Below are 23,283 nucleotides of genomic sequence, written 5' to 3'. Positions count from 1 at the left end.
CAGTGCTTTCGAGCTATTCCCCGCAGCCCCCCTTCCACTCAACAAAAGTCTAGAAACTGAGTCTTTCACAATCCTGCCATATACTTGAATAATCGCGATTTGAAAATAATGGTTGATTTAAAATTCAGAAAAATATATAATATATAATCATTGATACAAAAAGGAGGTCACGATGATGAAAAAGCAACGTCTTCAATATAAAGACAACTTCATATCGATCGTGACTGAGAGCCTTTTGTTTATATGACTTTTATGAAAACCGTATAGAAGGAACAAGGTCACGTAGATACGTGCCTTTTTTTATGTGTGAAAGCATACGTCAAAGGACGTATGTCTTTTTTTGTTTGGATAGAAATCGGTTACACAACCGATTTTTATATAAATCAATGATTTTTTTAGAGGAGGAATCAAAATGGTTCACTACATGGAGAAGAAAGAATGGAACGAAGATTGGAAAGAGAGCGGTTAGCGACTGTTTTTGAAGAGAGGGTGGTAAATGATGTTTAGTGTATTGTTCAAGCTTGATTGGTTTTTTAAGATTTATTGGAAGCGTTACACATTAGCGATTATAGCTTTAATCGTTGTAAGTATGATTGATCTGATCCCTCCGAAACTAGTGGGGATCGCGATTGACGAAATACAATTCAATTCCTTTACGAGAGAACGTCTATTGGAATTGTTACTCATTTACGGGGGCATTATCATCGCGAGTTATACCATTTCCTACTTATGGGATTATACGCTGTTCAGTGGTGCGATGATGATGGAGAAGACGATGAGATCCCGTTTGATGAACCACTTTTTGCGAATGACACCTACTTTTTTCGGAAAGAACCGTACAGGGGACCTTATGGCGAGAGCAACGAATGACCTGAAGGCTCTGACGATGACAGCGGGTTTCGGGATCCTGACATTGGTGGATTCGACCGTATTTATGATGATGATTATTGCTGTTATGGGTTTTACGATAAGCTGGCCATTGACCTTTGCGGCACTGATTCCTTTACCGATAATGGCTCTTGTCATGAAGCGGTACGGTAAAGTGATTCATAAGCGTTTTACCGAAGCGCAGGAATCTTTCGGGGAAATGAACAATCAAGTCCTAGAGTCCATTCGAGGAGTTCGAGTCATTCGAGCTTTTGTGCAGGAAAAGAATGATGAGCAATCATTCAACAGGATGACCACGAAAGTTTACGACAAAAACATAGAAGTAGCGAAGATTGATGCTCTATTTGAACCGACGATAAAAATATTGGTTGGGCTTTCTTATACTATCGGATTAGGGTACGGAGCGAATCTCGTGTTTCAAAACCAAATCACTTTAGGAGAAATGGTTTCTTTTAATGTTTATTTAGGGATGTTGATTTGGCCGATGTTTGCTGTTGGAGAACTGATTAATGTTTTACAACGTGGAAATGCGTCCCTGGATCGCGTACAGTCGACGCTTGATTACGAACCCGACGTACAGGATCCTCAATCACCTGCTTTCATAGAAGAGCCGAAGCAGATTGCGTTTAAAGGGTTGTCCTTCTCTTATCCAGGGGCAGATAAGAAAAGTCTTGATGACATTGATTTAACAGTGAAGCAAGGGGAGACCGTTGGAATTGTTGGAAAAACAGGAGCAGGGAAGACGACGTTGTTCCGTCAGCTCCTTCGAGAATATTCTGGGACTACGGGACGTCTTGAGGTCAATGGTGTTCCTCTAGGGCACCTTAGTCTTGATCAGACAAGAGCCTGGATTGGTTATGTACCACAAGATCAAGTGCTGTTCTCAAAGACGATCAGAGAGAATATCCAATTTGGTAAACTGGATGCTTCCGACCATGAAATTAGCCGTGTATTGGAGCTTGCTCATTTTGCAGATGATATTCAACAACTGCCTAAAGGGCTGGACACTAAAGTCGGAGAAAGTGGAGTTACGCTCTCTGGTGGACAAAAACAAAGGGTTTCCATCGCTCGAGCGTTCATCATGGACCCTGAAATTCTATTACTGGATGATGCCATGTCAGCGGTAGACGGAAAAACAGAAGCTGAAATTATTCAACACTTGAGAAGAGAACGGAAAGGGAAGACGACATTTATTGCTGCTCACCGACTTTCAGCCGTAACACATGCGGATCAAATTCTGGTCCTCGACGATGGAGCAGTTATTGAAAAGGGGACACATGATGAACTCCTTCAAAATGGCGGATGGTATCAACAACAGTATGAGCATCAACAGTTGGAAAACGGGGAGGTGGGGCGATGAAGAAATCGACTGAAAAAAAGTTGTTCCAGTATGCGTGGTTGTTCCGCAAACGTATATTCATTGGTCTGTTTTGTTTAATCATCGCAGTCGCTTTAGAACTCACTGGTCCCTTTATCGCCAAAAGGCTGATCGATCAGCATATTATTGGAATTGAAAATCAATGGTATCAGGTCGAATCAAAGGGTGAACATACGGTTAAGTACAGAGAGGACCTGTATAAACGTTCTGACCGAAGAGATGAATCGGATGAAGTTCTTCAAACTCGAACGATTTTGCAAGTGGGGAGAAGCTATTACTTCACGGAAGAACAAGTGCCTATCGTTGGCAGTCGTCAGTGGAAGGACGGGGTTTTGACCATTGAAACGCCAGACCGTTCGTATGAGGTAGGTGCTGAAGAATTAGAGCTTCAGGAATTGTACAGCTTTTTTCTTCCTGAAATGAAGTCAATCTATTGGCTCCTCAGTTTATACGTAGGGTTATTGCTCATTGCATCTGTGTTTCAGTTTTCTCATACGTTTTTGTTGCAAAAGTCTTCAAATAGGATTATTAGAAAGATGAGAGATGACCTCTTTTCACACATACAGACTCTACCGATCCAATTCTTTGTTAATCAGCCAGCAGGAAAGGTGGTCGCTCGTGTCACAAATGATACAGAGTCAATCCGTGAGTTGTATGTAAAAGTTTTGGCGACCTTTGTGACGAGTTTCTTTTATATGGGTGGCATTTACATTGCCTTGCTGTTATTGGATTGGAAGCTGGCTCTATTGAGCTTATTATTAATTCCGATTTTGCTGATTTGGATGAAGCTGTTTAAAGGGTACGCAGGAAGGTATAACCAAATCGTGCGTTCCACTGTCAGTGATATGAACGGGAACATCAATGAAGCGATTCAGGGAATGTCAATCATCCAATCTTTTAGGCAGGAAAAACAGACGTCAGCCGATTTTGAAAGCTTGAATGAGCGCCACTTTACTTACCAGAGGAAATTGATCAGATTAAGTGCTTTAACATCATTTAATCTCGTGAATGTGCTGAGGAATCTTGCCTTCGTAGCTTTTATCTGGTATTTCGGAGCAGGTTCCATAGGTCCTGAAGGTATCGTTACGGCCGGTGTACTCTATGCTTTCGTCGATTATCTGAACAGACTGTTCCAGCCGGTTACAGATCTGGTCAATCAATTGCCTCAGCTCGAAGAAGCCCGTGTAGCTGCAGGTCGTGTTTTCGAAATCCTTGATGAACATGGGGAACCTGTCGAAAATACACCGATTGAACGGTATAAAGGTGATATTCATTTTGATCAGGTAACGTTTGCTTACGAAAGAGGGAATGATGTGCTTAAGAATCTTTCGTTCAAAGTGAATCCTGGAGATACCGCTGCCTTCGTCGGCCATACGGGTTCAGGAAAAAGCTCTATAATGAATCTCTTATTCCGTTTCTATGACCCCCAGCATGGAACGATTCGGATTAATGGAAAGTCGACGAGCGAATGGTCGAAACAGCAAGTGCGCAGCCACATGGGAATTGTCCTACAAGATCCTTTTATCTTTAGTGGAACGATATTGTCGAATGTGACCATGAATGATGAGCGTATTTCCCGGGAAATGGCTATACATTCTTTAAAAGCTGTCGGTGCTGATCACTTTGTGGAGAAATTACCCAAAAAATACGATGAACCTGTCACTGAAAAAGGGGATACATTGTCGATGGGAGAAAGGCAACTCATTTCTTTTGCTCGAGCACTAGCTTTTGACCCTGCCATTTTAATATTGGATGAAGCAACAGCCAACATCGATACAGAAACAGAGCAACTGATACAAAAAGCACTGGAAGTATTGAAGGAAGGAAGAACAACTTTGGTGATTGCTCATCGATTGTCTACCATTCAACAAGCGGACCAAATTTTTGTCTTGAATCATGGTACAATAATGGAACAAGGGACCCACCAGCAATTGATTGATAGCAAGGGTGAGTACTACCGTATGTACCAAATACAGCAAGGAGCTGTAGGCATTGAAGCGGTATAGGTCTCAAAATTGCTGACATGGAGGCAGGTTTCATGCATGAGCAAGAATACGATAAGAAAGACATCATCGATGATGACCTGTATGAAGAAATAGATGACGAAGAATTATATGAACTTGTCCAGCAAGAGAAGAGAAAAGCGTATGAACGGGAAAGGATGGAGAAAGAACAGCAAAAGGAAAAACGTCCTTTCCCTAAGTGGATATTCTGGTTGATCGCTTTCATGATGGTGTTGAACATCGTCGCGGTTCTTCCGAATACATTTTCTATTCCAGCGATTGATTTCCTTATGACTTCTGCAAAACTTTCGACAGATGAAAAGGTGCAGACTTATAAGGAATCCGTGGTAGTGGTGGAGGCCGGCCGCAGCAAGGGGACCGGATTTGCTTTTACCGAAGATGGTTATATCCTTACTAACCATCATGTCATAGAAGATGAAAAAAGAATTTCTGTTGGATTTCCGGATGATGGGCTCTTCGGTGCGGAAGTAGTAGCCTCTTATCCTGAAGTCGATCTCGCTGTCCTAGATGTGGAAGGAGAAAACCTCCCCCATTTAGAACTTGCAGATGAAACGGCTTTTGATGCAAGTGAACACGTGTACTTCATCGGGAATCCTCTTAAGTTTACGGGGATTGCCAATGAGGGGAACGTCATTGGCTATAAACAGTTGTCTGATTGGGATCAACAAGTACTCATGCTTGATGCTCCGATATACCGAGGAAACTCAGGGAGCCCAGTCATTAATGATCAAGGAAAAGTAATCGGAGTGGTTTTCGCCACATTATATGATGATGATGAAGGTCGGGTCGGACTGGCGGTACCTATTGATTATTATTTTGAACAGAAAGAAAAAGGAAACCTACCCTAGGTTTCCTTTTTCTTTTCTTGCTCTATGTCATAGGGGAGGTCGTAAATCATTATCGTAGGCATATTCACCCATAAATTAGACCTTGTCACTTATTATCGTTTCTTGTATACCACGGAAGGGTCTTAGGTCTTATTTTTTGAAATGGTTATTTAATAAAATGTAACCCCAATGAAGTAGACCGTCTAGGCGTAGTTCAGTAAAATGGTCATGGTCAAGGACAATACCTTTTTACCTGACCCAATTAAGGCAAACTTCAGAAATATTGGTTGATACGATTTTGTAACACAATTGAAATAATCTTAAAAAAGACACCCAAAAAATAAAAGCCCTAATCGAAAACATTAATAGGCTGGAGGTGATAAAGGTTGATCAAACGTCTTTTTCAAAAAGCAGATCCCTCCCTGGATGAACAAGTAGCTTCAGCCAAACAGGGAGATGATGATGCACGTAATGAAATGCTGAAACAGTATCAACCTTTCATCGCCAAAAGTGTTTCTGAAGTTTGTAAAAGATATATAGACCCTAAAAAAGATGATGAGTTCAGTATTGGTTTGCTTGCATTCAATGAGGCCATTCAATCTTATTCTTGTGATAAGGGAAGTTCATTTCTTTCTTTTGCGAGACTTGTGATTAAGAGGAAAGTGATCGATTACATTCGTAATGAACAAAAACGTGTACAAGTCACTTCGCTGGATGAGGATTTCCATGATGAAGAACAAATGGAAAACCCTGTAGAAATATCAGCGGCCAAGGAAAAGTTTCAATTGGAAACAGAAGCTTGGCATCGTAAAGAGGAAATTTTGGAATTTCAGGCCCAATTGCAAAAGTATAAGCTTTCATTTGATGAGCTGATTGATGCATCTCCTAAACATAGAGATGCCAGAGAATCCGCTGTTCAGGTGGCCAGGCTCGTTTATGAAGATGAATATTTATGTTCGCAAGTCATTGACAAAGGCCGGTTACCGATTAAAGACTTGGTCGATCGTGTCGATGTTAGTAAGAAAACCTTAGAACGAAACCGTAAATTCATCATCGCATTAGTTCTCATCCTGAACGGGGATTACGTATATCTTAAGGATTATCTGAAAGGGGTGGGTATGTGAAAAAAGGTATTGTCATGGAGCAGCAGAATGAATATATGATTGTCATGACTAGTGATGGCAAATTTCATAGAGCTGAGAAGATTAACCATGCAGATATTGGGATGGAAGTCCAATTCAGGACAGCTGATGAACGTAAAGTCCTGCATCAATGGACTCAGGTTTTGCGCAGTCACTATACGCGTGCAGCTGTTGTAGCCATTATCTTTTTACTGATGGTATTCCCTGTCTTTTCTTGGTATGGAAGCAATCAAGCGTTTGCTTACATGAACATTGATATTAATCCTAGTGTTGAACTTGAACTGAATGATCAGATGCAAGTCATAGATATGACTCCTCAAAATGAAGAGGCTGAAGAGATCGTGTCCTCTTTGAAGGATTGGAAAAAGAAAGATGCATCGGAAGTCACCTTTGAATTGATTGAATTGAGTCAAGCTAAAGGGTATGTCAATGATGCGAACCAAGTCCTCATTGGTATCAGTTATCTAAAAGAAGAATTGAATCAGAATTACACCGAAGAGGTTGAAACCTTCCTCATGGAAAATGCCACGGATATAAGCGTTGCTACCTTTCTTGTTCCGAAGGACCTGAGAAAGAAAGCCATTGACCAAAAAGCATCTGTCAACGAAATGGTGGCAGATAGAATAAAGAGTGAAGAAAAGGACCAAACAGGAGAATCAGAGCTCTCTGTTCATGTTGAAGATAACGATCGAGAAATTATTCAATCCTTTTATAAAGAAGATTCTTCAGAAGAAAAACAAGAGGAAGTGTATGATTCTGAAGTTAAACCAGTGGTCCCACCTGCTGTTAATGTGAAACCACAAAAACAGGATGCAAAGAATCCGGCACCTGAACAAGCAGGCCAAAAAAGGAAAATCCCAGGCTCCTGGTCAGAAGAAAAAGCCTGATCAAGGGGAAAAACACATAGAAAAGAAAGCCAACAAGAAAAAACATAGAGAAAATGAAAACGAACGAAAAGAAGATAAGAAAGCGAACAATAAAAATCAGGACTCTAAAAAAAACATCTCCCCAACCAAAAGAAAAAGAGATGGGTAAGAATACTGGTTCAAAAGATAATCATAAACAGGATGACCGAAACAAAGAGAAAGGTTCGAACGGAAAAGAGAAACCTCCTCACGGGAACGGAAATTCTTCGATTGGAAAGCACTCCTAGACAGTTAGGAGTGCTTTTTTGTTGAAGAAACAGGGAGTATAAGGGTATCGTGTAGAAAAGGAGGAGTAATGATGAGTAAAGCTTATATAGGCGTTAAGAACGGGAGACTTTCTGACTGCCCGAATTCTCCAAACTGCGTCAGTACTCAAACAGATCAAGAAGAGAAGAAAATGACATCCCTGACATTTTCTAAGGACTTGGAGACTACAAAGTCCTTGATTAAAGAGATTTTAAGTGAGAGACAAAGAACAACGATTGAGACAGAAAACGAAAATTACATCCATGCAGTGGTTGAATCAAAGTGGATGAAATTCAAGGACGATGTCGAATTTTATCTTGATCAGAAGGAAGAGGTCGTGCATTTCAGGTCTGCTTCAAGAGTGGGATATTCCGACTTTGGAGTCAATAAGAAACGAATGCAGGCCATCTCCGAACATTATGAGTCCATGAGGAGAGAATCCCCATGACGTTTGATTATCAAATTGCTGTCATAGGTGGCGGTTCAGGTGGTTTAACGGTAGCAGCAGGCGCAGCGAGTTTTGGTGCGAAAGTAGCTCTTATTGAACGGAAAACCGAACTTGGTGGCGATTGTCTCCATTATGGATGCATGCCTTCAAAAGCATTAATTCAAGCGGCTAAAGAGGTGAAAGAGGCCTCCCAATACGCTGAATGGACGGAAGAAGATTATAGTCGTTTGTTTAAGTCAGCGATGGAACGGGTCGCAAACGCTTTACAAGATGTCCAAGAGCATGATTCGAAGGAACGTTTTATCAATCTTGGTATTGATATTTATGAAGCAGAAGGAACATTCTTAGATGAACATACCTTGCAGGTTGGGGGACAGACGATTACAGCCAAACGTTTTGTCATAGCTACTGGATCTTCTCCTGCAATTCCTCCAATTGATGGTTTGGATAAAGTGAATTACTTAACAAATGAAACCATTTTTTCACTGAATCAGAAACCTTCATCTATGGTAGTTATTGGTGGAGGAGTGATCGGAGTGGAACTGGCTCAGGCGATGAGTCGTTTAGGTGTGGGTGTAACAGTGATCGAAGGCAATGAACAGATTTTATCAAAAGAGGATAAGGAAATCGCAAGCATATCTCAACGTTTGTTATCTGAAGAATTGAATGTTTTAACGAATGCAAAGGTTGAACGCGTGGAAAAACACGGGGAACAGGTTCAGATTCATTATATGAAAGATGACGCTCGAAACAGCATCGCGGCAGATACCATACTTGTTGCGGCTGGCAGAAAAGCGAATATCGGAGATCTTGGGCTGGACAAGGCCGGGATTGTAACTGAAAAAGGTTCGATCCAAGTGGATGCAACGTTAAAAACCAATAAAAAACATATTTATGCTGTAGGTGACTGTAATGGATCGATGCCTTTCACTCATGTCGCAGGAATGGAAGGGAAAATTGCCGTATCTAATGCTGTTCTGGGTCTTTCTAGAAAAGCTTCTTATGAAAAAATTCCATGGGTTGTCTACTCAAACCCTGAAATTTATCATCTGGGTTTAACAGAAGAAGAAGCACGAGAGAAGTATGGAGAAGACTTGTTAACCTTTAAAACCAAATTAGCAGACAACGATCGCTTTATGGCAGAGCGGAAAAAAGAAGGACTTGTAAAAGTGCTGACAACGGACCGTGGGAAAATCGTAGGGGCTCATGCGATTGGTGAAGGAGCAGGAGAATGGATGCAGGAAGTTGGGACCGTACAGGCACTCAATAAAAAATTCCAGAGCATCTCGAATGTTGTACACCCTTACCCTGCTAAAAATAATGTCGTCTCTCAAACAGCAGACCTATATTGGAGAGAGAAACTGTTCGGAAGTAAATGGAACGACCTTATTCGTTGGTATGTGAAAAAAATAAGATAAGCAAGGATAAAAAATGCGTAGAGAAAAAATCTCTACGCATTTTTTATTTCCGCTATTCTTTATCTTCATGCAAATGCTCGTCCTGATTCCCCATCAAACCATAGAAAAACATATGGGTGATTTCTTCGCTTAATTCCGGTAAAGAATGGTCGAAGAGGTCTTCCTTCGACTGCATCGCCTGATAATACATTTCTATATAAAACATGATAGAGCGAAAAGAAATATCCGGATGAACGTACCCTTGGGACTTTCCTTGTTCCACGAGCTCCATTAGTAAAGGAACAGCATCTTTTTCTGTGAACGTTTGAATCAACTCTTGTAACTCAGGCTGGTCTCTCATCACTGTTTGAAGAAACCCGGGGTCCATATGGAGGATGTTTTCTTTTTTATCTTGGATCACAAATCGAATCTTTTTTTTGAAGTCCATATCCTCGTTGTAGACGACGTCTCGAAAACGGTCTAATCGTTCGTAAATGAATTTTTTGACCGTCTCGAATAAGAGTTCATCTTTGCCGCCAAAATAATTATAAATGGTGACTTGAGAAACTTGTGCTTTTTTTGCAATTTACTGGATGCTGACTTTCTGCACCCCATATTCTGAAAACAACTTCAGGGAGGCGTTCAAGATATTTTGCTTTTTGCGCTCTTTCCGTCTTTCAAATCCGTTCATTGTCTACACCTCTTCTTAAACCATCATACACGAAGTTATGAACCGATTCAATTCATACATTTCATTTCTGAACACCCATTAACTTTATCAACTCAATCTTCCACAAAAGCTCCCTTTTCTTGAAGACTCAGTTTCGAGTATTTTGTTGAGCGGATGGGGGCTGCGAGGAATAGCTCGCTTTCCGCGGGAGCGCGGTGAGCCTCCTCGGACTGCGTCCTGTGGGGTCTCACCAAGCACTTTTTTCCCGCAGGAGTCTCGCCATTCCCCTCCGCCCTTCGCCATATAAGTATCTCGAAACCACTTCTGGAATAAGCTGCTTTTGCACGTTGTCATTCGAACGGAATGAACTTCTAAGGACGCCATCCAGCATGCTGAAAGCTTGTGATAGAGCGCTTTATACTAATCACATCAGGATAGTGGGAGACCTTTCAACTTGGTGCAGGGGTTCGTTTCTCTCTTACATCGAAAGGGGTGGTTGGGAAGCTGCGAGACTCCCGCGGGAATGGATTGGCTGGCGAGACCCCGCAGTGCGTAGCACGAGGAGGCTTGCCGTCATCCCCGCAGGAAAGCGAGTAGCTTCCCGACCACCCCTAACGCCCAACAAGGCAACGAACCCCGGACACATCTCGAAACTGAGTCTTCAAGAAACCTCCTATTCAGTGGAATAACTTTTTAAAAAGCTAGACAAGAAGGATGGAGGTTGAGTACGATGAAAATGGTTGAACGATCATGATGAAGAGAGGAAGATAAGATGTCAAAGCTTGATCTGACTCAGTATGAAAAGAAAATGATTGTTAGAAACATGCAGGATAAAGATATCGAACAGATTTTTAGATTACAAAAAGTTTGTTTCCCTGACATGGATCCATGGAAAAGGGAGCATCTGGAGAGCCACTTGACGCATTTTGCCGAAGGGCAGTTTGTTGTTGAGTTTGATGGGAAAATTATTGGAAGTTGTTCAAGTTTGATCGTTAATTTTGATGAATATGATGATAAGCATACGTGGGATGACATTACAGATGAAGGGTATATAACGAATCATGATCCAGACGGATACAACTTGTATGGAATTGAAGTGATGGTCCATCCTGAATATAGAGGGATGAAAATAGGAAGGCGTCTGTATGAAGCAAGGAAAGAATTAGCCCGCGAGTTGAATTTGAAGAGTATCATCATTGGAGGGCGTATACCGAATTACCACAAATATGAAGATGAGATGACGCCACGTGAATATGTGGAGGAAGTCCGCAACCAAAACATTTACGATCCTGTCCTCACCTTCCAAATCATGAATGGCTTTACTGTCATGCGGATCAATCCGGATTATCTACCCGATGACGAGCAGTCTTTAAAGTATGCGACACTGATGGAATGGAATAATATAGATTATCGTGCTCGTACGAAGCGCTATTTCAAGACGAGTCATCCAGTAAGAATCATGGTCATTCAATATATGATGAAAAACATTGATTCCTTTGAAGAGTTCGTGAAGCAATGTGAATATTACGTGGATGTCGCTGCTGATTACGGATCTGATTTTGCAGTATTTCCCGAAATTTTCACCACGCAGCTCATGTCCTTCTTAGAAGAAAAAGTACCGTCTCAAGCCGTTCGTAAATTGAGTGCATACACCGAAGAATATATTGAAATGTTCACGCACCTTGCTGTGAAATACAATGTGAACGTCATAGGTGGGTCTCACTTCGTGGAGGAAGAAGAGCAAATTTATAACATATCATACTTATTCAGACGCGATGGTACGATAGAAAAACAATATAAAATTCACGTAACTCCTAACGAGCGGACCTGGTGGGGAATTCAGCCTGGAGATGCGGTCAAAGTTTTTGATACGGACTGTGGCAAAATTGCGATTCAGATTTGTTATGATATCCAGTTTCCCGAGCTCGCCCGCTATGCGGTCGATCAAGGAGCGAACATCATCTTCGTTCCGTTTTGTACAGATGATAGACAAGGGTATTTACGCGTGCGTTATTGCGCCCAGGCTCGTGCAGTGGAAAACCAGGTCTATACCGTTATTGCAGGTACGGTAGGAAATCTGACACAAGTGGAGAATATGGATATCCAATATGCACAATCAGGCATTTTCACACCATCGGATTTCGAATTTGCCCGTGATGGAATCATTGGTGAATGTAATCCGAATGTGGAAACGGTCGTTGTTGGAGATGTTGATTTAGAAACACTGAGAAGACAACGGAAGTCAGGAACTGTCCGGCAGATACGTGACAGACGCCGGGATTTATTTGATCTTCGATTTAAATTAGATACAGAAGAAAAGCCAGAACGAACGTAAGGGAGGAATGTTTTGTGTTGGACAAACAAGTAGCCATCGTGACAGGAGCTTCTCGTGGGATTGGAAAAGAAATAGCTTTCCAACTCGCTGAAAAAGGGGCCTATTTATCAATCATAGGAAGCTCTGAAGAAATTCATCATACAAAGGAAGAATTAGAAAAGCAAGGCTACACCAATGTATTGGCGTATACGGCTGATGTAAGTGATGAAAACGAAATTGACCAGGTTGTGGAAGGAACCAAGAAAGCGTACGGCAAGGTGGACATTCTTGTTAATAATGCGGGTATTGGAGACTTCAAACCAATTGAAGAAGTGACAGTAGAGGAATGGCGTCGGACGTATGATATCAACGTACAGGGCGTATTTCTCGCAACCAAAGCTGTTCTGCCTATCATGAAATCGCAAAAGTTCGGTACCATCATTACGGTGGCCTCCGATGTTTCTCGATATACGATTCCAGAAGGCGGGGCCCTTTATACGTCCACAAAATATGCGGTTCAAGGGTTTATGGGATCGCTCGCCCAGGAAGTGAGAAAAGATGGCATCCGGGCAGGTACGATCAATCCGGGAATGGTGGATACTTATTTTGCAAATGGGACACAGGGGGACCCTGAAAAATCGGAATGGCTCAAGGTTCATGATATTGCGGAAGCTGTCGTTTATATGGCGCTCGCGCCAAAACATATGGTTATTGATGAAATGCATCTACACCCACTCATCCAAGATTACCCACGCGTATAAATGGAAAATAAATGAAGATCAGGTCATCCAGAAACTGGATGACCTGGTCTGTCTATTTATGTGAAAAAGCTTGGTTGTAGAGTTGTCGCTTGGGCATGATCGATATAGCTTAACAAGGCTTCGTGAGATTCAAGCATTTCGCTTTGTCTGCTCGGATAGTAAGCCGAGTGCAGGAATGTTTCGATTTTCTTTGAAAGGAATTCATCTCTTGTGCGTACCATGAGGACAAGCAAGTCGTCCCACTGGCCCCAAATCATGAAATGTAGGGCTTTGTCGTAATCATAGTGACTCATTGTGACACTTCCTTTATGAAAGGAGTGGTCTTATTATCCCCGCGAGCGTTCTTGCTCAATCAGAGAGTTCGTCACAGTTCTGGTAATCCCGACACATTTTTGCTTTTTTCTTCCGCAAAGTATTGGAAATTTTGTTATGATAGTATGGAAAAGTTTTGCTTTTGACGGAAGGAGTCTTCGTGATGTCAGAAAAAAATCTTCTTTATGCAAATGTGGGGTGTGTCGGCTTATTAGGATTGTTATTATTCCTGAGCTTTGTAACAGCAGAAGCTGATGCGACCCAGCAGGTGATGATTCTCATTTCGGAAATCATCGGAGCAATAACCCTGGTTGTTGCATTTCTTTCTTTTTATTACATAAGAAGTGATCAACGGTATCTCCCCATATCCGTTTTATGTTTTTTAGCTCCCTGGTTATTGTATGGAATCGGGTATGAAATAGGATTTAATGCTTCTACACCCTATACTTGGATATGGTTTATCGGTTTGTATATCCTTCTCATAACTGGCTTTATCTTTATTCGGATCGGTTATAAAAAAGTGGAAGGTCATTATAAGCTTGTTATTGCTTTCCTTTTATTTATTAATGGTATTTTTTTCGTTTATTTAATTTTCATTCAAATATGGTGGAGCATTCCGTTCCTGAATCGTTAATCCTCAGTTCTTTTTCAACTGAGGATTTTCTTTTTGTTCCATCCATGTTCCTGTTTTTGGCAATCGCATATTTGCCTTTCAACCACACATACTAACCGTAAACATGGATGGAAGGAGGTTGAATATCATGAAAATCAAAGTATTAGCCATCGGTCTATTAGCAGCTGGGTCTCTTGTGGCCTGTCAGGCAGAACAAGAAGCTGGTGACAATGGTAACTACAACGGAGTGGAAAATACAAGCTTCGAACGTACTGCTGATGACATGTCTGAAAATGGTCAAAAAGCGAACCAGTATGACAATGATCGCGGAATGGTTCATAACACGAATTACAAAGTAGCCAAGGATGCAGCAAATCGTATCGAAAAGAATGTCGATGGCGTGGATCGTGTTTATGTGTTGAAAACACGTGACAATGCCTATGTAGCGGCAGAGCTTGATAATCCAAAGGGAGACAAGAACGAAGTCTCTGATGAAATGGAAAAGCAAATCAAAAAAGCGGTTAAAGCATCGGATCAGGACATAAACAATGTTTATATTTCAACAAACCCAGATTTTGTTGACTTGACGAACAATTATGTAGAAGATGCGCAAAATGGTGAACCAGTCAAAGGATTTTTCCGTGAATTCGGAGAAATGGTTGACCGGATTTTCCCTGACCAACGCTCATAATAAAGAAAAGTCAGGACCTTTTAGATAGGTCCTGGCTTTTTCGCTTTTACTATCATGAAATTCGGTTTTGTTGACACCTTATGAAACCCATCTGGATGCACATCTTTAAACTCCGGAGTAGGTTTTGGTTCAGAGAGTTGAATGAAATGAAAACGATCGGTCACAGCAGAAATAATCTCCTCAAGTGGACGCCTATAAAAAGTCATCGGAACTTTCTCACCGTCTACTGTCCATTCCTCCTGCATTTGCTGGCAGGCATAATAATTCTTCACCTTATGGTTCATATAATCCATGATCGGATGATGGGTAGAGAATAGAAGGGTGCCTCCTGGTTTTAATGTTCGATGGAACTCCTGAAAAATCGGTTCCCATTCTTTTATGTAATGGAGAGTGAGTGAACTGATAATAAAATCCAACGATTCGTCATTTATTGGCAAAGGGTCCACCAAGTCGTGAACGAAAGCACAGATTTTGGCATTTCCAGCTCTCCGCTGGGTTGCAGCAATCATTGAAGGGCTAAGGTCAATCGCTGTTACGTCTGCCCCGTAATCCGCCATGTAACGCGCATACCATCCTGCTGCACAACCAGCATCTAAAACTTTTCTTCCTTGGAGTTCTGGCAGTAGGTTTACCATGGCAGGGCGTTCGAGATAAGCATTGTAGGGCTTTCGGTCAACATCAAATTCATAATGTGAAGATAGATGCTCATAGGCGTGAAGGACATTCTTTTTCAAATTAAAACTCCCTTCTGTACTTGGTTCATTCAGTGTACCTCAAAAAAAGGTTGAAACTCTAATAAAAAAGCGTATAATCATCTCTGTAGTATAAGTGACTAAATCGTTCAAATGGTCAGGTGATAAGAATGAATATGGACAGAAAAGAAGAAATCCGCGAAGCCGCCCGTCAATCTTTTTCCATCTTTGGTTATAAAGCTACAACGATGGACCATGTCGCCAAAGCTGCAAATGTAGGAAAAGGGACGATTTATAATTTCTTTCAAAACAAAGAAGAACTGTTTCAGGATATTATCGCAGAGCTTCTGTTAGAGATGAAGGGAAAAGCGGAATCTGTTATGGATGACGAGCGATCCCTGAAGGAAAATGTACACTTAGCCCTTATTGAGCTTCTTCAATACCGTAAGAGCCACCAGTTGACGGTGAAACTCGTGTATGAAGCCCGTGAAATAGGAACGGCAGCTGTGAAGGAAGCCCTTCAAAATGTAGAGGCTTTAATTTTGGATTATCTGAAGGAAAAAATAATAACAGCTGTAGCAGAGGGAGATATTCGCGAATGTGACCCGGAAATCACGGCCTTTATGATGTTGAAGTTATACACCGCACTGATTATCGATTGGGAAGAAGGACATGATCCCTTACCCAAGGAAAAGGTCCTTCATTTATTTGATGGTTACGTGTTTAAAGGATTATCACCCGAATGATGGTCCTCTTTTTTTGAGAGAAAATGACCAAATGAATAATTTAGTCATATGTTATTAGGAGGTAGGAAAATGAATGGTTGGAAGCTTTGGATCTCAGAGTGGAAGCATATTGGAAAAAATAAAAAAGTACTGGTACCGTTTTTAGCGGTCCTTCTCATCCCACTGATTTACAGTGCGATGTTTTTATGGGCGTTTTGGAACCCTTATGGCAGCATGGATGAATTGCCTGTAGCGATCGTGAACCTCGATGAGGGGGCGGAATTTAATGGAGAACCTCTTCAAGTAGGAAAAGAGTTCGTGAACCAATTGAATGATGGAGGAGATTTTGAATACCACGTAGTCTCAGAGGAAAAGGGCTATGAAGGTCTTGAAGAGCAAGATTATTACATGCTTGTTGAAATTCCGGAAAACTTTTCTGCGGATGCTACAACGGTGATGGATGATACGCCGAAACCATTACAGTTGAAATACGTACCGAATGAAGGGTTCAACTTCTTATCTGCCCAAATTGGAGAATCGGCAACAGAAAAGATGAAAGCTAAATTATCCAGTGAAATGACAGAAACCTATGCGAATGCCATGTTCGAGCAATTCAATGAACTTCAAAAAGGGCTGGCAGAAGCAAGTGAAAAAGCAGGAAGCTTGGACCAGGGAGCAGCTGACTTGGATCAGGGAGCGAAACAATTGGAAGACAGTTTAAAAACATTTACTGATAAACAATTGGAGCTGGCAAGTGGGACGCAAACACTCAGGAATGGTGCCTCTGATTTGGCTGACGGGTCCTCTGATTTACGTGATGGACTAGGAAAATTGCAAGAAGGGTTTGCACAGCTTGAAAAAGGGACCGCTGACGCCGAAGGTGGCGCGGAAAACTTACAAAGCGGAATAGCTCAATCTAAAGAAGGAGCCGAATCTTTAAGCGAGGGAATCTCTTTAATGATTGAAAAAACTTCCCCGTTAAAAAGTGGTTCAGAAAAGCTCAATGAAAGTATGAACGGAGTGAATGAAGGCGCAGATCAGGTATCTACTTCTGCCCAGCAAGTAGCTGAAGGGATCACAAGCCTGAAGAAAGAATTGGTTCCTTTAGTTGAAAACATGCCTGAAGAACAACAGAAGGCTCTTCTCCAAAAGATTGAGGGACTAGAGGCTGGAGCTGGCAAACTCGCAGAAGGGGCAAGTTCTCTTAACTCAGCAACAACAAGAATTAGCGAGGCAACTGGCCCGTTAAATGGAAAAGTTGAAGAACTCCTTAAAGCTCAAACTCAACTGCAAAAAGGAGCCGATACACTAGTCGCAGGTCAAAGTGATCTTTATGAGGGAGCTGTTAAGCTTTCCGATGGGCAAGGGAAATTGAAGACCTCCATGGGTAGGTTTTCTCAAGAACTGGCTAAAGCTCAGGAGGGAGCTGTGAAAGTAGCGTCTGGAGCCTCTGAAATCAACCAGGGAGCAAGTAGGATCTTCGATGGGTCTAACCAGCTGGCAGACGGTTCCAAACAACTTCAAGAAGGAGCAGGTGAGTTGTCAGAGGGAACAGGTGCATTAACATCTGGAACGCAAGAGTTTGAATCGAACCTGGCCACCGCTTCATCGGAAGCGAATGAAGTGAAAGCGGACGAGGAGACAGGAGAAATGATGGGATCTCCTGTAGGTGTGGAAAAAGAATCCCTGAACCACGTGCCAAATTATGGGACAGGCTTTACCCCTTATTTCTTGTCTTTAGGCTTATTTGTAGGCGCATTGTTAATTACCATTGTTTACCCTGTCCGTGAACCTTTCGAAAGTCCAAGAAGCGGACTTGGATGGTTTTCGGCCAAGTTTGGAATTTTGTTGGTGGCAGGTACCGTACAAGCTGTCATTGCAGCAAGTGTCATCTTGTATGGGTTGAACCTGGAAGTTACTCATGTAGGAGCTTTCTACTTGTTCAGTATTCTCACGAGTTTGACTTTTATGACGCTTGTACAAATGCTCGTGACATGGCTCGGTGACCCATGAAGATTCGTGGCTATTTTGATTTTAATCCTTCAACTGACGACGAGTGCAGGGACATTCCCGTTGGAATTGATTCCAGAACCTTTGCAGTGGTTTAATCCTTTCTTACCGATGACTTACTCAGTGGCAGGGTTCAAATCGATCATTTCTGATGGTAATTTCAACTTAATGTGGCAAAATGCTTCTATTTTAACAGGGTTCATTTTAGGAGCTTCTGTACTAACGATGATCTATTTCATATTGAAAAATCGAAAACAAAACGTTTTCCTTCAGGAGGAGGCAGCCTAAAAAGAGAGCAATTTGCTCTCTTTTTTTGTTCAGGATTCCTGGGGAATTGTCGTCATTCAAAATCCTTCTGCGTCCTTAGGGTTAAAAGCACAGCTGGTCAAATTATTGTTTTTCAGGGAAACGGATGGAAGAGGGTGACATCTAGCCAGCCTCTATTCTGGTAAAATGGTAAAAGAGGGGGGATTGGAAAAAAATGATTAGAACGGCAGAGGTCTTTGATGCAGCAGTCTATCGGAATCTTATTGAGCAATTAGAGGCAGAATCCGATTTTTTACTATATGGGAAAAGCGAAAGAAAATCCACGATCGAACAAGTGGAAGGTTTGATTCAAAAAATTGAGAAGGAAGAAAACTCTACCATCTTCCTATCCGAACTAAGCGGTGGAGTCAACGGGCATGTGACGGTTTTTGGAGGCGGTGCACCAAGGAATTTACATACAGCAAGCATAATTACGGGTGTATTAAAGGACTTTCATGGCCAAGGAATCGCTGTAGATCTTTTCCATCGTTTATTTCAATGGGCGGAAGAAAAAGGAGTGACGAGGCTTGACCTTTCGGTTATGGTTCATAATGAAAGGGCTGTCCACTTTTATGAACGCATGGGTTTTGAAAAAGAAGGTGTGAAGAGACGGTCCCTGATCATCAAGGGAAGTCCCATCGACGAGTATGTCATGGCTAAAATTCTAGTATAGAGGACAAGAAGATGGACTGAACCTTCATGTTCGCTGCTTTACCCTCATATAGTAAGATAAGCGAAATCGAAGGAGGGGGCATCTTTGAGACCAGATGACCAAAAGAAGCTCGAATATGCGATCAGAGAAATAACGGAAATCGCTAAAGGTTTCGGGCTTGATTTCTATCCAATGCGTTACGAAGTCTGTCCTGATGATATTATTTATACATTCGGAGCGTACGGGATGCCGACACGCTTTTCCCACTGGAGTTTTGGAAAACAATACTACAAGATGAAGCTTCAATATGATCTCGGATTAAGCAAGATTTATGAGCTTGTCATTAACTCGAATCCTTGTTATGCCTTTTTGCTGAACTCAAACAGTTTGATACAAAATAAGCTGATTGTTGCCCACGTCCTTGCTCACTGTGATTTCTTTAAGAATAATGCCCGGTTCCAAAATACGAAGAGGGACATGGTTGAAAGTATGGCGGCGACGGCAGAACGAATTGCTACTTACGATAAAATATATGGCAAACATGAGGTCGAATCATTCCTTGATGCAGTCCTTGCTATTCAGGAACACATTGATCCATCTTTGGTTAGACCGAAACTTGCCTGGTCCATGGATGAAGAAGAAAGTGAAGAAAAACCGCTTCAAACAGAATATGATGATATCTGGAAGATTGATGAATCTTCTTCAGAAGAGCAGCCAAGGTTTAGAAAGAAAAAGAAATTCCCACCTAGGCCTGAAAAGGATTTGTTGCTCTTTATTGAACAGTACAGTCGTGAACTTGAGGACTGGCAGCGGGATATCTTGACGATGATGCGCGAGGAAATGTTGTATTTCTGGCCGCAGTTGGAAACGAAGATTATGAACGAAGGGTGGGCTTCTTACTGGCATGCGCGAATTTTAAGGGAAATGGATTTGACGAGTGATGAGTCCATTGAATTCGCTAAACTCAATGCGAGCGTTGTACAGCCAAGTAAGACCCAGCTGAATCCGTATTATCTAGGGTTGAAGATTTTTGAGGATATTGAAGATCGGTATGACAATCCGACGGAGGAAATGATCAAGCATGGGGTCGAACCCGGTTCAGGAAGAGAAAAAATGTTCGAGGTTCGCGAAATCGAATCTGATCAAAGCTTCATCCGTAATTATTTGACCAAAGAACTAGCTCGAAGAGAGGATTTATACCTTTTCCAGAAACAAGGTCAAAAGTATAAAATAACCGATAAAGACCATGAAGCCGTCCGCGATCAACTTGTCACCATGAGAGTAAATGGAGGATTTCCGTATATCACTGTCCAAGACGGCGATTATGTTAAGGGCGGAGAACTTTACTTAAAACACCACTTTGAAGACGTCGAACTCGATGTCGGGTATTTGGAAAAAACACTGCCTTATGTTTATCAACTGTGGGGGCGCAATGTCCACATAGAAACGAAAGTCGAAGGACGGGATGTTGTATTCAGCTACGGTGGTAAAAAAGTACAGAAGAAGTATTTATAGAAAGCCAACTGCTCTTTCTTTAAAGAAAGAGCAGTTTTTTTGTGCTTTTGAGAATGTGAGAGACTTAATCGATAAGAAATCGACAAAACCTCTCCCTTCATTTGACAACGTGCAGAAATGTAATTTGATATAATGACGGTAAGATTTACCTTCCAATAACTAAAGAGGTGAAATGGATGAAAAAGGTCCGCGTGGCTGCATTCAGCTTGATGGCCGTATTGATTGCCGCTGTACTTTTCTATATGGATAACAAGGAAGTCAATGCACTAAAAAATCATCAGGTATATCCAATGGTAAGTGAGCCGACGCAACACCCTGAACCGATCACGGTTTCTACTCATGAAATCGGAGAGACAAAGGTTCATCTAACGAAATTATACAGTCGTAACGATGCGAAGGGACTATATCTTGGCATGTGGTATGGAGATAGAAATGCTCTGATGAAAAATAATGAAGAAGATTGGTTGAGAGACAAAGGTCATATTGAATTCTTAGTGAAGGCTGTAGATTCCAATGGAACAACGTATAATGGATCCACCATTGGTACAACGGAAGGGACGTTTACGACGTTCCGGTATATTCAATTTGATGACTTCCGATATGACAAGGAACTGGATAAGCTTGATTTAGCTTTTTATCCTATGATGGATGATGGCAAGGGAGGCGTCCCCTACGAGCATCCCTGGTTGGAAACCACGGTGGAAGTGGAATGAATAAAGCTTTCAAAAGCATAAGGTAGTATAGAAGAGCGTCAGAGGTAAGATTCGTATTGTATTGAGCTTAGACACAGGTCTAGGCTCTTTTTTTCTAATAAACAATGGTTGAAGAAAAGGGGACTCATAATGAGATATTCTCGTGTCTTACTTAAAATTAGTGGGGGTGCCTTGAAAGGGGACAGCAAGGACAGCTTTGACAATCAACGACTGGAACATATCGCAAACGAAATTCTCTCGCTTCTAGAAAGTGGATTGGAGGTTGCGGTCGTCGTCGGAGGAGGTAATATCTTCAGAGGCAGAACCGCTGAAGACTGGGGAATTGAGCGGGTCGAGGCCGATAATATAGGGACAATCGGCACGATTATTAACAGTCTGATGTTAAGAGGTGTGTTGAAGAAAAAATCAAAGAAAGAAGTACGGGTCATGACTTCCATTCCTGTGGCAAGTGTAGCAGAGACGTATATTCGTTTGAAGGGTTTACATCACCTGGATAAAGGAAGGGTCCTCATTTTGGCGGGAGGAAACGGTCAGCCATTTGTGACGACCGATTATCCTGCGGTACAAAGGGCGATTGAATTGGATTGTGATGCCATTCTTGTTGCGAAGCAAGGCGTGGACGGTGTCTACACGTCGGACCCTGTAAAACATAAAGGAGCGAAAATGTACGGAAGTTTAAATTATGATGATATACTTCTTCATAACATCCAAATCATGGATCAGTCCGCTCTCATTCTTGCACGAGACTTTAAGCTCCCTGTACACATTTTCAATTTTGATCATCCAGGGCTGATAAAGAGAGTTTGTACGGGGATAGATGAGGGTACTCTCATTTCACATCGACCATCCAAGCTTCAAACAATGGAATAGGTCGAACGGTACCATTTAAAAAGTTTTTCAACTGAGGGTCCATCCTAGGCCTTTTTTCTGATAAACTATTCGTTAAACCTAGAGATGACTTGAGGAGGCAAAATGATGACGATTTATGACCACATTTTGACAGAAGATGATTTTGTAAAACAGGATACATTGAAGTACCCGTTTGAGGAACGGGGACTTCAGTTCGGTGACGGGATTTATGAAGTCATCCGTGTGTATAACGGAAATTATTACTTAATCGATGAACACATCGATCGGCTGTACCGTTCAGCGGCAGCTGTTAAAATCGATGTCCCTTATAAAAAGGAAGACATGTACGAACGGCTGGATGAACTGCTTAAGAAAAATGGAATCGATGGAGATGCTAAAGTGTACATGCAAATCACCAGAGGCTCTGCACCGAGGGATCACGCCTTTCCTGATCAAACACAAGCCAACTTATATGCCTATGTGAAAGATCTTCCTCGTCCGGATTCATTCTTACGTGATGGCGTCAGTACCATTACTCAGGAAGATGTTCGCTGGGACTGGTGTTATATTAAGAGTTTAAATTTGCTCCCGAATGTCTTAGCTAAACAGACAGCAAAAGAACAAGGGTGTTATGAGGCGATCCTCCACAAAAATGGAGAAGTGACAGAGTGCAGCTCTTCCAACGTTTATTTTGTCCGTCAGGGGAAAGTGTACACCCACCCTGCAAAGAAGAACATTCTGCATGGCTGTGTAAGAATGAGGGTGGAGGCTTTCTGTAAGAGAGAAAATATTGAATTTATTGAAGAAGCCTTCCAACTAGAAGACCTTGCTTATGCGGATGAACTGTTTTTGTCCAGCAGTACCTCAGAAATCATGCCGATACTGAAAGTTGACGGGCAAACCATCGGAGATGGTCAACCTGGCTCTGTAACACGTAAGCTGCAAAAGTGTTATGAGGCAGATGCTCATATAACTCAGGAAGATTCTATCTTTACAAGCCAGACGGCAGCTGAATAGTAGAAAGCCCGACAGCCTTACGGCTGCCGGGCTTTTTATTATTTTATATGTGAAGGGATGAGAATCATAACTGGCACCCGTAAACCTCATTCGGTACCTGGTACGTCACGGTAAGGGACATCACGAGGGTAAGTCACACGAAAAGAGAGCAAGCGGCATAATAAATG

General features: G+C 41.9%; 22 protein-coding genes. 19 read left to right on the top strand and 3 right to left on the bottom strand.

The features are described from left to right. Positions 1-499: 499 nt before the first annotated feature. The 7 genes from LC065_RS19740 to LC065_RS19710 all read left to right on the top strand — a co-directional run bounded on the left by LC065_RS19740 (position 500) and on the right by LC065_RS19710 (position 9,297). Entirely contained in the window at positions 500-2,248 is a 1,749-nt protein-coding gene (locus LC065_RS19740; RefSeq protein WP_306163965.1) for an ABC transporter ATP-binding protein, read from the top strand. Next, positions 2,245-4,272 carry an ABC transporter ATP-binding protein gene (locus tag LC065_RS19735; protein ID WP_226594647.1) on the top strand — a complete coding sequence of 676 codons (2,028 nt, stop codon included), beginning with the start codon at positions 2,245-2,247 and terminating at the stop codon, positions 4,270-4,272. The genes LC065_RS19740 and LC065_RS19735 overlap by 4 nt, the downstream gene beginning before the upstream one ends. A 32-nt stretch (positions 4,273-4,304) precedes the next feature. Continuing rightward, positions 4,305-5,138 carry a S1C family serine protease gene (locus LC065_RS19730; protein ID WP_226594645.1) on the top strand — a complete coding sequence of 278 codons (834 nt, stop codon included), beginning with the start codon at positions 4,305-4,307 and terminating at the stop codon, positions 5,136-5,138. Positions 5,139-5,503: 365 nt separating this feature from the next. After that, complete coding sequence (sigI, locus tag LC065_RS19725; RefSeq protein ID WP_160917155.1) at positions 5,504-6,241, top strand: RNA polymerase sigma factor SigI; 738 nt, start codon at positions 5,504-5,506, stop codon at positions 6,239-6,241. Next, positions 6,238-7,146 carry an anti-sigma factor domain-containing protein gene (locus LC065_RS19720; protein ID WP_306163657.1) on the top strand — a complete coding sequence of 303 codons (909 nt, stop codon included), beginning with the start codon at positions 6,238-6,240 and terminating at the stop codon, positions 7,144-7,146. The genes sigI and LC065_RS19720 overlap by 4 nt, the downstream gene beginning before the upstream one ends. Before the next feature lie 337 nt (positions 7,147-7,483). Continuing rightward, positions 7,484-7,879, top strand: coding sequence for a DUF1499 domain-containing protein (locus LC065_RS19715; protein ID WP_226594641.1), 396 nt, complete (start codon positions 7,484-7,486; stop codon positions 7,877-7,879). Beyond that, the gene (locus LC065_RS19710) at positions 7,876-9,297 is read left to right on the top strand and encodes a dihydrolipoyl dehydrogenase family protein (protein WP_226594639.1); all 1,422 of its coding nucleotides are present in this window, start codon (positions 7,876-7,878) and stop codon (positions 9,295-9,297) included. The genes LC065_RS19715 and LC065_RS19710 overlap by 4 nt, the downstream gene beginning before the upstream one ends. 52 nt (positions 9,298-9,349) lie before the next feature. On the opposite strand, the gene LC065_RS19705 is transcribed toward LC065_RS19710, so the two are convergent. Next, complete coding sequence (locus LC065_RS19705; protein ID WP_306163656.1) at positions 9,350-9,724, bottom strand: hypothetical protein; 375 nt, start codon at positions 9,722-9,724, stop codon at positions 9,350-9,352. A 994-nt stretch (positions 9,725-10,718) separates the two neighbouring features. On the opposite strand from LC065_RS19705, the gene LC065_RS19700 reads away from it, so the two are divergent. Both LC065_RS19700 and LC065_RS19695 read left to right on the top strand, forming a co-directional pair. Continuing rightward, positions 10,719-12,281 carry a GNAT family N-acetyltransferase gene (locus LC065_RS19700; protein ID WP_226587833.1) on the top strand — a complete coding sequence of 521 codons (1,563 nt, stop codon included), beginning with the start codon at positions 10,719-10,721 and terminating at the stop codon, positions 12,279-12,281. 14 nt (positions 12,282-12,295) lie between these two features. Continuing rightward, on the top strand, positions 12,296-13,021 hold the full coding sequence (locus LC065_RS19695) for an SDR family oxidoreductase (protein WP_226587835.1): 726 nt from the start codon (positions 12,296-12,298) through the stop codon (positions 13,019-13,021). A gap of 56 nt (positions 13,022-13,077) precedes the next feature. On the opposite strand, the gene LC065_RS19690 is transcribed toward LC065_RS19695, so the two are convergent. Further along, on the bottom strand, positions 13,078-13,314 hold the full coding sequence (locus tag LC065_RS19690; protein ID WP_226587837.1) for a YhdB family protein: 237 nt from the start codon (positions 13,312-13,314) through the stop codon (positions 13,078-13,080). 182 nt (positions 13,315-13,496) lie between these two features. Between LC065_RS19690 and LC065_RS19685 the strand changes: the two genes are divergently transcribed. Together LC065_RS19685 and LC065_RS19680 are read left to right on the top strand one after the other, a co-directional pair. Beyond that, entirely contained in the window at positions 13,497-13,967 is a 471-nt protein-coding gene (locus LC065_RS19685) for a hypothetical protein (RefSeq protein WP_226587840.1), read from the top strand. A gap of 127 nt (positions 13,968-14,094) precedes the next feature. Continuing rightward, on the top strand, positions 14,095-14,637 hold the full coding sequence (locus tag LC065_RS19680) for a YhcN/YlaJ family sporulation lipoprotein (protein ID WP_226587842.1): 543 nt from the start codon (positions 14,095-14,097) through the stop codon (positions 14,635-14,637). 20 nt (positions 14,638-14,657) lie between these two features. Here the strand turns inward: LC065_RS19680 and LC065_RS19675 are convergent, their stop codons facing one another. After that, positions 14,658-15,371, bottom strand: coding sequence for a class I SAM-dependent methyltransferase (locus LC065_RS19675; protein WP_226587844.1), 714 nt, complete (start codon positions 15,369-15,371; stop codon positions 14,658-14,660). A 128-nt stretch (positions 15,372-15,499) separates the two neighbouring features. Between LC065_RS19675 and LC065_RS19670 the strand changes: the two genes are divergently transcribed. The 8 genes from LC065_RS19670 to dat all read left to right on the top strand — a co-directional run bounded on the left by LC065_RS19670 (position 15,500) and on the right by dat (position 23,116). Continuing rightward, complete coding sequence (locus LC065_RS19670; RefSeq protein WP_226587846.1) at positions 15,500-16,075, top strand: TetR/AcrR family transcriptional regulator; 576 nt, start codon at positions 15,500-15,502, stop codon at positions 16,073-16,075. Positions 16,076-16,144: 69 nt separating this feature from the next. Further along, positions 16,145-18,067 carry a YhgE/Pip domain-containing protein gene (locus LC065_RS19665; protein WP_306163655.1) on the top strand — a complete coding sequence of 641 codons (1,923 nt, stop codon included), beginning with the start codon at positions 16,145-16,147 and terminating at the stop codon, positions 18,065-18,067. Between the two features lie 6 nt (positions 18,068-18,073). Then, on the top strand, positions 18,074-18,352 hold the full coding sequence (locus tag LC065_RS19660) for an ABC-2 transporter permease (protein WP_306163654.1): 279 nt from the start codon (positions 18,074-18,076) through the stop codon (positions 18,350-18,352). A 193-nt stretch (positions 18,353-18,545) separates the two neighbouring features. Then, entirely contained in the window at positions 18,546-19,043 is a 498-nt protein-coding gene (locus LC065_RS19655) for a GNAT family N-acetyltransferase (protein WP_226587850.1), read from the top strand. Positions 19,044-19,127: 84 nt separating this feature from the next. Then, entirely contained in the window at positions 19,128-20,537 is a 1,410-nt protein-coding gene (locus tag LC065_RS19650) for a SpoVR family protein (RefSeq protein ID WP_226587852.1), read from the top strand. A gap of 176 nt (positions 20,538-20,713) precedes the next feature. Beyond that, a complete protein-coding gene (locus LC065_RS19645) occupies positions 20,714-21,250 on the top strand; it encodes a hypothetical protein (RefSeq protein WP_226587854.1) in 537 nt (178 codons plus the stop codon). Positions 21,251-21,379: 129 nt separating this feature from the next. Beyond that, positions 21,380-22,120: a UMP kinase gene (pyrH, locus tag LC065_RS19640; RefSeq protein WP_226587855.1), complete on the top strand. Its 741-nt coding sequence runs from the start codon at positions 21,380-21,382 to the stop codon at positions 22,118-22,120. A 105-nt stretch (positions 22,121-22,225) separates the two neighbouring features. Next, entirely contained in the window at positions 22,226-23,116 is an 891-nt protein-coding gene (dat, locus tag LC065_RS19635) for a D-amino-acid transaminase (RefSeq protein ID WP_226587857.1), read from the top strand. The last annotated feature ends 167 nt before the right edge of the window (positions 23,117-23,283 follow it).

Source organism: Halobacillus litoralis (assembly GCF_020524085.2).
GTDB lineage: Bacteria > Bacillota > Bacilli > Bacillales > Halobacillaceae > Halobacillus > Halobacillus litoralis_E.
The sequence above is the reverse complement of the archived record's forward strand: the minus strand, read 5'-3'. Positions and strand labels throughout refer to the sequence as shown.